Source organism: Trichocoleus desertorum AS-A10 (assembly GCF_039962155.1).
Classification (GTDB): domain Bacteria; phylum Cyanobacteriota; class Cyanobacteriia; order FACHB-46; family FACHB-46; genus Trichocoleus.
The window spans coordinates 1-10,487 of record NZ_JAMPKN010000085.1 but is presented as its reverse complement, the minus strand read 5'-3'; the positions used below and the strand labels follow the sequence as shown (position 1 = coordinate 10,487).

The 10,487-nt window shown below is 48.7% G+C and carries 10 protein-coding genes and 1 pseudogene; 7 read left to right on the top strand and 4 right to left on the bottom strand.

Features of this window, described 5'->3' with window-relative positions:
* Positions 1–63: 63 nt before the first annotated feature.
* Positions 64–243, bottom strand: a complete 180-nt coding sequence (locus tag NDA01_RS30325; RefSeq protein ID WP_431193589.1) for a phage integrase N-terminal SAM-like domain-containing protein — start codon at positions 241–243, stop codon at positions 64–66.
* 185 nt (positions 244–428) lie between these two features.
* Positions 429–1,871: an IS110 family RNA-guided transposase gene (locus NDA01_RS30320; protein WP_348230958.1), complete on the bottom strand. Its 1,443-nt coding sequence runs from the start codon at positions 1,869–1,871 to the stop codon at positions 429–431.
* 295 nt (positions 1,872–2,166) lie between these two features.
* Here NDA01_RS30320 and NDA01_RS30315 point away from each other — a divergent pair, with 295 nt between their 5' ends.
* The 4 genes from NDA01_RS30315 (at position 2,167) to NDA01_RS30300 (ending at position 6,038) form a co-directional block, all read left to right on the top strand.
* Positions 2,167–2,622: a GNAT family N-acetyltransferase gene (locus NDA01_RS30315; protein WP_348230957.1), complete on the top strand. Its 456-nt coding sequence runs from the start codon at positions 2,167–2,169 to the stop codon at positions 2,620–2,622.
* Positions 2,623–3,116: 494 nt separating this feature from the next.
* A complete protein-coding gene (locus tag NDA01_RS30310) occupies positions 3,117–4,124 on the top strand; it encodes a phosphotransferase enzyme family protein (protein WP_348230956.1) in 1,008 nt (335 codons plus the stop codon).
* A 156-nt stretch (positions 4,125–4,280) separates the two neighbouring features.
* The gene (locus NDA01_RS30305; RefSeq protein ID WP_348230955.1) at positions 4,281–4,778 is read left to right on the top strand and encodes a GNAT family N-acetyltransferase; all 498 of its coding nucleotides are present in this window, start codon (positions 4,281–4,283) and stop codon (positions 4,776–4,778) included.
* A gap of 630 nt (positions 4,779–5,408) precedes the next feature.
* Entirely contained in the window at positions 5,409–6,038 is a 630-nt protein-coding gene (locus tag NDA01_RS30300; RefSeq protein ID WP_348230954.1) for a nucleoside/nucleotide kinase family protein, read from the top strand.
* 320 nt (positions 6,039–6,358) lie between these two features.
* Here the strand turns inward: NDA01_RS30300 and NDA01_RS30295 are convergent, their stop codons facing one another.
* Positions 6,359–6,724, bottom strand: a complete 366-nt coding sequence (locus tag NDA01_RS30295; protein WP_190443332.1) for a hypothetical protein — start codon at positions 6,722–6,724, stop codon at positions 6,359–6,361.
* A 260-nt stretch (positions 6,725–6,984) separates the two neighbouring features.
* Positions 6,985–7,173: a tyrosine-type recombinase/integrase gene (locus NDA01_RS30290; protein ID WP_431193588.1), complete on the bottom strand. Its 189-nt coding sequence runs from the start codon at positions 7,171–7,173 to the stop codon at positions 6,985–6,987.
* Between the two features lie 289 nt (positions 7,174–7,462).
* On the opposite strand from NDA01_RS30290, the gene NDA01_RS30285 reads away from it, so the two are divergent.
* From NDA01_RS30285 to NDA01_RS30270, 3 genes and pseudogenes are all read left to right on the top strand, one after another.
* Complete coding sequence (locus NDA01_RS30285; protein WP_348230953.1) at positions 7,463–7,585, top strand: hypothetical protein; 123 nt, start codon at positions 7,463–7,465, stop codon at positions 7,583–7,585.
* Positions 7,586–7,699: 114 nt separating this feature from the next.
* The gene (locus tag NDA01_RS30280; RefSeq protein ID WP_348230952.1) at positions 7,700–8,800 is read left to right on the top strand and encodes a tetratricopeptide repeat protein; all 1,101 of its coding nucleotides are present in this window, start codon (positions 7,700–7,702) and stop codon (positions 8,798–8,800) included.
* 1,415 nt (positions 8,801–10,215) lie between these two features.
* Positions 10,216–10,317 (top strand): annotated as a pseudogene (locus tag NDA01_RS30270) (IS1 family transposase); the annotation flags it as partial.
* Positions 10,318–10,487: the final 170 nt, after the last annotated feature.

The following is a 10,487-nucleotide window of genomic DNA, read 5'->3' as shown; positions in this document are numbered from 1 at the left end:
GATCTGTAGTTGTCGTCGCGATCCCTAGTTGTCGTTGCGATCTGAGGTCTCGACTGACGACATTCACTCACCAAGCCTCTGTCGCGACACGTCTATCCCCTTGACATTTAACACACGTTTGTTGTAGAAGATGATGAAGCGGCAAATCCAAGCCACGTAGCTCTTCTCAGTGCGGTATGAGTAGTGCTTCATACGAATGACATCGCGGACTTGATCCAGCAATTTTCGAGGTTGTGATTCCATAAGAGCACCCTAAATTCTGTCTAATTCCGTTTCTGGGATCTTAGGCAGAATAGAAGGTGAAAACAGAGCGAAGAAACGCTGAAGAACTCGGGCTAATTCCGAAATCAGGGGTATTATACGGAAAACCTTTCGGGCTAATGTCCGATTTGGGAGATTAGACAGAATTAATTCTGTCTGCTAAGAAACTAAACTCCAGAGACAGCTTCAATGGAGGGATCGGTAGAATTTAGAGTGGATTCCATCACCAAAGTTGCTCCCAGTTGTTTCGCTTTGCGTTGGAGTTGCCGCAATGCCCGCTGCCGATATTGAGCATCCTCCTGCTCAGGCGGTACTGCAGCAAATGGGACTTGGTACTTCAGCATATGATAAACAATTCGTGCCAGTCGATGGGCGGTTGCAACCACCGCTTGGGGTGCTCCCAGTTTGGTTCGCATTCGCCGGTAGAAATGCCCCAAAGCACTCTTGCTACGCCATAAACTTGCCGCTGCTTGCCGAAACGCCAAATTCGCTCGATTGTTCGTCTTCTTTGTGTGAGTTCGCTTGATTTTTCCCCCGGTTTTGTCGTTGTGGGGGCAGAGTCCGAGCCAGGAGGTGAATTGTTTGACCGTTCTCCACTTGCTCATATCCGTGCCAATCTCAGACAGGATAGTTTGTACGCTCAAAACATCAAGTCCATCCACTTGGGTCAAATCAATCCCAACCAGTTTGTAAAGTGCTAAGCGCAGATCGCTCTTCGGCTGATTCTTTTGGGGACTACAGGGACGACGGGTTGGGGGTGGTAAAGGATGTTTTTCCAAATCAACCTGACAACTGAAGCAGGCAAAATGCTGCTCAATTTGAGCGTCACACGCTTGCAATTTCTCGGTGTAGCAGTCATATAACTCAACCGCTTGTTGCAGAGCAAACACATGCTCTACCCGATAATCCCCGACTAACGATTTCGCAATCTCTGCTTGGGATTTACCGCACCGCCAGTCCCGATGTTTGGCTAACTCAATCGGGTCGCGCATCCCAGCAATAATATCTCGAATAATGCGTAGTCCAGTTACCCCTGCTACATCGCTCAAGACGTTGTTCAGCTTCAAATTCATCTGCTCTAATGCCTTCTGAATATGCTGAATATGGCTGGCACGGTATTGCAACAGCATCTCGCGCTGACGCACAAAGGAGCGTAAAACACAAATGGCATCTTCAGGGCGAAATGAGGCTCGCAATAATCCAAACGTGTGTAACTGCTGTATCCACTGGCAATCTAATACATCCGTCTTGTGCCCTGGAACATTTTTAACTTGATGAGCATTAACTAGGATCACTTCAAAACCCTGTGCTTCCAGGATTTGAAAGATCGGTATCCAGTAGACCCCTGTTGATTCCATTGCCACACTTGTGACCTTACATTGGGCTAACCATGCCGCTAGGTTCTGTAGATCAGCTGTAAATGTAGCAAACACTCTCACTGAGTGCTCATCTCGTCCTTGAGGAATACAAGCATAAATCTCGCTTACACCCACATCGAGTCCTGCTGCATTCAAATTGATCTGTTGCAGGCTTTCAAGCTCAGGAGCATAAACCGGTGAAGATATAGATTTGTGGGATTTGCGAGATTTGGTTGAATCAGTGCTTTGCATTGAATCACCTCCGCTGCAATACAAGATTGGAGTTCAGACTCGATGATGTCAAAGGGTACGCTAGTCTGCTAAACGGGGTCGATTACTCGCCACCAATATTTCAACCAGGCATCATCGGAACCAGGCTAATTAACGGGCTAACAAGCACCAAGGCGGATGCGGTTTTCCTGTCTGAACTGCCTGAATCTACCACTGCTGACTGTATACTATCCGAAACATTCGCTACTCTCCAGTTTCTTCCATTTTGAAGGCATGCTCTGCATGCCTGCCCCGCTAATTAATAGTTAGGCACCGTATGCGGATCCGCGAGTACGAATCGTCCGACTGGCCACATCTATGTGTGATCCATGATGAAGCGCGCAAGCAAGAACTCGAGGCGAGCGGGTTGATGGACGCGTTTCTGACGCTTGAGGAGACTGCAGAGGGTGAGGGCCTGTTCGATGGTAAGGTGCTGGTCGCGGATGACGAGGGCATTCCGTTGGGCTTCATCGCAATCGCTGAAGGCGAAGTCACCTGGCTCTACGTCAGCCCGCGGCATCAGCGCCGCGGAGTCGCGAGGCGGCTGGTGCGTGAGGCAATTTCTTGTGAATCCGGTCCGGTTTCGCTCGACGTTCTCGAAGGCAATGAAGCCGCTCTACAGTTGTACCTTAGCGAAGGGTTCGAAGTGGTGAAGCGGGTTTCTGGTCGCTTGGCGGGGAACGAGGCGTTTGCTGCTACGGGCCTTGTTCTGCGTCACCCTGGCGGTGCCTAACCCCTCCATCGAGCGGACATCCACCGGCCAGACGCGCTACAGCGGTGCTGTATTGTTGCTTTTCGCGCGGCTGGCCGGTGGCCGCCGCTCATGTCGAATGTTAGACCGCCTCTGCTAGGAGGTAGCTGAGGTGATTATCGAGCAAGCCGAGTGCTCAATGGCTTCAAACTGCTGAAGGCTAGTGGGTTGACTAGTTGCCTGCGCGCTTAGGCTTAGAGGCTATGACCTGTACAGGTTCGGAGGGAGCGAGATTGGCAGTACGGAAGCGCCTGCAATGCTGCAAAACTTCTTCGACGCGTTGGAGGCGCGATATGCTTTGCCTAGGTGATTTGATGCTTGGACAAAGGAGACCGCCGCCCAACACGTCACGGCAGCGGACAGTTGAAAGCTGCTGGTGCTGAGTTAAAGGTTATCTGCCGCCGCTGCGTTTTGCCGTTCTGCTGCTTGAGTTATCGTAGAGGGCAGCAGTTTGAGTCTTGTTTGTAGGACGACGAATGAGTTTATCGGAGTTTACCAAACAAGCGATATTTGAACAATGGTCATTTCTCGCTGAGGCAACGTTTGAGCTAACAGCGCAGGGTTCAAGCCGTGCAGTTTATTTTGTTCGCGCCTCAGAGCATCAGTTTGTTCTAAAGTTTTACGCAGCTACCACTGCGATCGCTCAGATTCACTATGAGCATTCATTGCTTACGTTTCTAGACTCTGCTCATCTCCCTTTCGCGATTCCAGTACCCCTCCAGACCGCTTCTGGCGAAACCTTTATTGTCGTTGAAGTGGATGGACAATTGCTTAACGCTGCCCTACTGCCTCGGTTAGTCGGACACCCAATGGAGCGGCGAAACCTGCATCAGATTCAATCGGCTGGTTTTGCCTTGGCGACGTTGCACAATGCGCTTGCCGAGTTCGATCCGCAGGGTCAGTACGCGAAACTGCCGTTTTGGGGAGCATTAGACCGAATTCATCCGCAAGTCAGCGCTCCCTTCACAGTTCCACAACTTTTACAGCTAGGTTTAGAGGAACAGAGACATTTAAATCAACTGTTAAATGAGGCAATCGAATCCTCTCCTGAGCTATACGCAACACTTCCCATTCAGACCATTCATGCAGATTACATAACACCAAACATTCTCGTGAACCAGGATCAGGTGGTTGGAATTCTAGATTTTGAGTTTGCAACGCGCGATTTGCGATTGTTGGATTACATGAGTAGCTTAGATCAGCTTGCATCCTTTCCTTGGCAGGAGGTTTTATTTGAGGAAATTGTGCGAGCCTTTAGCACGGGCTATCAAGCGTTGTCTTTACTGACACTGGCAGAAATGAGAGCTGCCATTTCGGTGTGGAAGCTGCAACGCGCCAGTTCGCTGGTCTACTGGACAGGGTGGTTAGTGGAAGGAAAAGGGAGTCGGCAAAAAATTGTTGATGCTGTTGTGGAGACGCTGAGATTTGAAACGTGGCTCCAATCCAATCAGAGGAAGTGGCTTGATGCTTTAGGTTGCGTGTGAGTTTATAAAGTACAGAAACATTGCTGGTAGCGACAGAACAATTCGATTGCAGCGGACAAGCAAAGTTTTTTCGTCTATCGTTCTATTTTTCTCGTCGCCGCTGAATTGCACGGTTCTGCCGCTGCACACGGCTTGGCTGTTAGTCAAACTTAAATTATGCAGATTGAGCATTTAGAGTTTAAGCCAATTGATTTGGCAAAGCACGCCGATGTTTGCGTAGCTTTCCGGGAAGATTCATATGTTTGCAGCTTTGGGTCAGCAGAACTCTTTCACGGGGCCGATGGCAAAGGAGCAGAACGCTACGTCAACTGGCTGTGCGAGAAGATGAAACGGTTTCCTGGTGGCTGCGTTCACGTTTGGTCGGGCAGCGAAATCATCGGTCAAATGGAAATGGGACGTTTTAGGTCAGATGCCTCACTAGGTTACGTCAATTTGTACTACGTCACTGCCCGTTGGCGCGGCACTGGTGTTGCCAGTTTGCTTGATGAATATGCAACAGCCTTCTTCAAACGGCTTAGCTTGCACTCCGCCCGTTTAAGCGTCACTCCGACAAATACGAGAGCAGTAAAGTTCTATCTTAGGCATGGATGGAAGGACTTGGGGCCACGAGAGAACGCGCCTGAGGTTCACTACATGGGAAAAAATTATGCGTGACCGGCAGCAACAGAACAAGGTGCTGCACTCGACTGCCTACACTCTACGCTCGTGCTTCCACCAGCCTCTAGCGGCGAGTGAGCTGAATCGTTGTACGGCATCGCTAGCTACTACCCTCAGTATGCTGAAATGCATCATGTAGCAGAAGACAATTCATCCTTTTATGTGCGTGTCCCAGCAAAAGTTTTGGGTGCTTACGTGATGGAGAGATTACCGTTATCCTTCTTCCTGTCCATGGATTAGCCCTAACACAGCCGCTCGAGGCTCATCTCATTCCTGAAACCTTGAGGATGCCTAATAGTGAGTTTGATATATTGTTCAAACATCCTGGCGCAGAAATGATCCGAGTCCTATGCCACGATGAACCCTGCCCAGAAATTGATAAAAGCAATGAGTGAGGTTCGACTCGATTTGGGTGTCGTTCGCTCGGATCGGGAACAACGTGCAGTTGTGGCAGACCTAGATAAATATCGAGTAGAGTTAACACAGATCTAAATACTCGGTTGTAGAGTCCTGCCGTACAACAATTGCGGTGCAACGGATTGAAAGAAGTCGCTGTTGCTGAGTCCAAGTTCTTGGTAACCTCTGACCGCAACCGTTAGTCTGCCAAGACTGAAGGGTATGGTTAGGATGACTAACAAACAATCGCCAAGTTTTGTGGTTGCTATAAGTGGTCCCTCTGGAGCAGGAAAAACTTCTCTGGTTCAAAAAGTAACCAGTTTGCTAGAAGATGCTGTATCTCTCTATTTCGACGATTATGCCTCGGTATCGAAATACCCCTCGAACTTCTCTGAGTGGATTAAAGAGGGAGCCGATCCCAATCAATGGCAAACGCCACAACTCCTTAAAGACTTACGGAGCTTACGGCGTAGGAAAGCCATTTCTCTGCCCGATAACAAAGGAATAATCAAGGCAGCCAGCTTCATTGTGATGGAGGAGCCATTTGGTAGAGAACGAGCCGAAATGAACGAGCTTATTGATTTTGTAGCATGTATCGACCTGCCGCTAGAAGTTGCCTTAGCACGTCGGTTGCTGCGAGATGTTGAATGGTGTCTCCGTGAAAGAGATCCAGAATACCTGGCAACTTATCTCAAAGAATACCTAATAGGATATCTCAGTGGTGCTACCCGCAAACTGTACCTTGAAGTAAACGCAAGGGTCTTGAAGAATTGTGATTTGGTTCTAGATGGAGTTAAATCCCTGGATGAGCTGGCAGATGAGATAATCGCTGCGATTAAAACAAAACTGGGGACAGTCTAACTGTAATCAGGAGCAGCCTAACAATCCGCCTGCACACCGACCGTTTAGAATTACCAGTTGAGTCCGAAAGTTCACTAGCGGCGGGTGAGGCGGAACGTTAATAGCTAGCAACAATGCCGAAAATGAGTGAATTCGGCATTGTTTGGATTGCGATCGCTTAAATTCTCAATCGTTTGAGGCGTACTACAAAAAGCACGCCACTATTCATTTTCGGCAATGTTTGCAAGAAACACATAACACATCCTCGCAAACCAAAAAATCAAGAGGGGCGAGCGCAGTGTTTTGATCACACCCTTTGTGCCCTTTCAATCTTCATTTGATCAAGGACTGCCCAGCCATGATACTGCGGCGGCAATATCATTGTAGAACACGCGATGATTGGCTTCGCCAAACGCCAGGCGGGCCAGGTAAGCAATCCCCGTATTGGGCACAACTATCGCGACTTTTACATCAGCTTGCTTGAGCGCATCGGTTAACCCCTGCTGCGTGAGCACGATTTCTATCGGCGGGCGCTCAAGCTCCAAGGCATCGTACATCACCTGTTTGCAACCCGTGTCCCTCTGCAACACTCCAATGCGCTGATGGCACTCCTGTATGAGGTCGGCTGTAGCTACCCCGCGAATTCGCGCGAGGATGATTCCACCCACAGGTTCAACCCATAACTGATCTGGACTCTCGTTTGGCATAATGAGTGATGCTCGTTGATGAAATTGTCTCGGCTCAACTCTTAATGAGCCCGAATTCTTGAGCATTTCTTCGCTCTAGTTTCGCCTTCTATTCTGCCTAATCTCCCAGAAACGGGAGTAGACGGCATCCAGGGTGCTGACATGGAATCACGACCTCGAAACTTATTAGTCCAGTCCAAGAGATCAACTGATTCATTAAGCGTCGATACTTCAAAAACGTAAAGCCGCGATCGCCCCCTCCATCTGAAGCTCCAATACCTTCAAATACCGCTGAAGTGCTTGTAATCTGCGGTACCCTGTAAGCTGCGGTACCCCGATATCTCCTGAATCACTCGCAGCGGTATCCCGGCACTGCTCATCTGGGTCAGAGCAGTTCTTCTGAAGCTGTGAGTACTGGCTCCTACTAGCCCCAAACGAGCGCGATCGTTGATTAGATACTGAGCGATCAAGGACTATCAAAAAAGGAGTATAAATTGACAAGGCTGAAACGACCTGAAATCAGGCCGGGAGTTTTGAGTAAAGACGCTATCAAAAAAGGGTCCTTTTTTGATACCCTTGCTGCATGAAGCAAACCATTTGTGCTCTCTACTTACGAGTCTCAACAACTGACAAAGGGCAAGACACTGATAACCAGCTTTTGCAACTACAGGAATTTTGCGATCGTTAAGGTTGGGAAATTGCAGCCACCCAATTATGTAAGACCGACTCATTATTAGTGAGTAGATCCTGCTTTAACGCTTGAAACAGCATCAAGTTTTGGTATCGATCAAAGTTGGTCAAATTTCGTTCGGTTTTCAGGAGCGATCGCTTCCAGAAGTAAGGGCGATCGCGGCTGGCGCTACTGGGTATTGGAATTACTAAAGTCTGAGCTCACTGAGGAAATAACCACCGTTAGACTTTGCCAAAGGATGACTCTACAAGCCTAGCTGAGCTAGTCTGTGAGCTAATGACTTTTGCTTTTATCGGGGTACTGATATGACTTCTCGTCAGGGGTTGTTGAGTCTAGTCATGGCAGTGTTGATTTTACCTCTGGCTGTGAGTTGGAGTCCCAGCAAGTCACTAGCTGAGTTGCCAGGGCAGGCACAGACGAGCCAAGCGGCAAAAACAGCAGCAGAGCGGTTGTTGAATTTGGGTCTGAAGCAATACTCATTGGGCCTGCAGCAATACTCATTGGGCCTGCAGCAACACTCATTGGGCCTGCAGCAACTTGAAGCGGCTCTGCAATCTTGGCAACAGGCGTTAGGGTTCTATCGTCAACTTCAAGACCGTCAAGGTGAGGGAAGAGTCTTGGGGCTGCTCGGCGATGTCTACATGATTTTAGCTACCAATATAGACATCTACGACCAAGGCATTGACCATTACCAAAGAAGCTTAGCCATTGCTCGCGAGACCAAAGACCGTCAAGGCGAGGTCAAGGCTTTAATGCGGTTAGGGATGGTTGGCTATGGTAATTCGGGCAACTACAACGTAGCCATTGGATATTACGAACAAAGCTTAACGCTCGCTCGCGAGATCAAAGACCGCCAATCCGAGGTAGAGATCTTGTGGCAACTCGGTAGCAATTACGCAGGTCTAATTACTACCTCTAATTATCGGGGAGACCACAACAAACCCATTGAATATTACGAACAAAGCTTAACGCTCGCTCGCGAGATCAAAGACCGCCGAGGCGAGGGATGGGCTTTGTGGGCTTTAGCCGGTTCCTACAGTAGTGGACCAGACTACAACAAAGCCATTGAGTACTACGAACAAAGCTTAGCGATCACTCGCGAGCGCAAAGACCGCCAATTCGAGGTAGAGCTCTTGCGGAGCCTAGGTCACACTTATCAGGAGATGGGAGACGACGGCAAAGCTATGGACTATTACCAACAAAGCCTAGCGCTTGCTCGCGAGCGCAAAGACCGCCGAGCTGAGGGATCTGCTTTGGGGGCTCTAGGAGTTGTCTATGAGGGTTTAGGAGACTGTAACAAAGCCATTGAGTATTACGAACAAAGCTTAGCCATCGAGCGCGAGACCAAAGCTCATCTGGGCGGAGCGCCTGTTGTCTTTTATAGTGAACCTAGGAGTTGTCTATGAGGGCTTAGGAGACTGCAACAAAGCCATAAACCATCACCGAGTATCAAACATTTGTGCGATCGCTAAGATCCAGTACAGGCAGCGGATAGATGAAGCGTGGGGCGCAGTGATCGCATCATTTAATAAGTGAGAATTTGAGAATTTGGAAAAATCCGAAACAAACTATTCAAATTCTCGCAACTTTAATACTGAAACCCCTTACACAGTGGGCATGTGAGAGCTGACAGAGATTGAATCTTCGTCGTTTCCTGGCTGAAACTCATTGAGTTTTGTAAGTCGAACAACGACGGAATAGGTAGTTCAACTATGAATAATTCGCCAACAGTGTCTATGCTACCTTACCCCAGCAAGGCTGCACTGTTTTGCTAGTGATATACGACAATCAAATTCTGGATATTGCCGATCGCATTGTGTATATGAAGGATGGCAGGTTAAAAACCAATACAGTAACGGCAGCGATCGCTAAATAAAAGTATCCTCAACCCGTAAATCAAATGACTTTTCCAATGGTTCAACGCCTGCTCATTCCGTGCCTTTTGCTCTTCGTCGTTAGCTGCAACACGGTGGTTCCTCTTGAATCCACGACCCCTCCTGAATCGACAACCTCTTCCAATTCTACTTTTTCCACCTCCCCTACCACTCCCGTCCCATCAACGGCAGTAGACTCTACCTCCGATAGCATCAGTCCATCGACTCAGCAAAGTACCACTAGCTTGGCGCTGAGCGCAGAGGGTTTGCAACTTGTTAAGCAGGACACTGGTTCGACTCGATTACTCCCATTTGGTGCAGAGCACGAGCAGGTAGTCGCAGCCGTTAGTAAGGTGCGTGGAGAACCAGCCAAGCAAGGCACAAGCGCCGATTGTGAGCTTGGATCCACGGCGTGGGCAGATGGACTTATTTTATCTAGTTTAGACGGACGCTTCGTTGGCTGGCATATGAATGCTCAAAGCTTAAAGGCAGCTAAGACGTATACGACAATGGCTAATATCGGTATCGGTTCTACACGTGCGGAACTGGAGGAAGCTTATAGCACTGTTGTCAAACAAACATCACTTGGCAGCGAGTTCTCGGCAGGGAATCTCTTCGGAATTCTAGATGGTACTGGAGCAGACGCAAAAGTGACGGACCTCTGGGCTGGAAGAATATGCATCTTTCGATGAGCTCTCGCCAATTTGAAGCTGCGGGAAACGTTGAAGAACCAGAGTATTCGAGATCCACTCACGGGGCTATTCAACCGTTTTCATTGTTTTCATGTTCTAAAAACACCCGGAATTGCGTTTGTAGCATGGGTGTTTTTGCATTTTTTAGGCCAAAATTAGTCCAGCTCGTTGTAGTACAGGTAGATTGAGCCTGTTTCAAACTTTTCTATAAATGGATGAAAGGGGGAGTAGGCAAGGCAGCGATCGCTCTCTTAGTTTGTTACAGATGGCTGGAAGGTCTATCCCAGATTCATTGAGGTAGGGGACCAGACCCTCAGCAAAACCTCTATGACTCGGGGGGAGGGAGAGAACACTCGCTGCTCCACTCTTTGAGGTATCGAATGGTGCTGCTGCCAGCTTAACTTCGTTCATTACCGTTTCAGCAACGCCATGTTTAGGTGATGCGTAAACGTTCAATGTCTTTAATCGGCGGCGCACCAAACAGGCGAGAATATTCACGGCTGAACTGTGAAGGGCTTTCATAACCA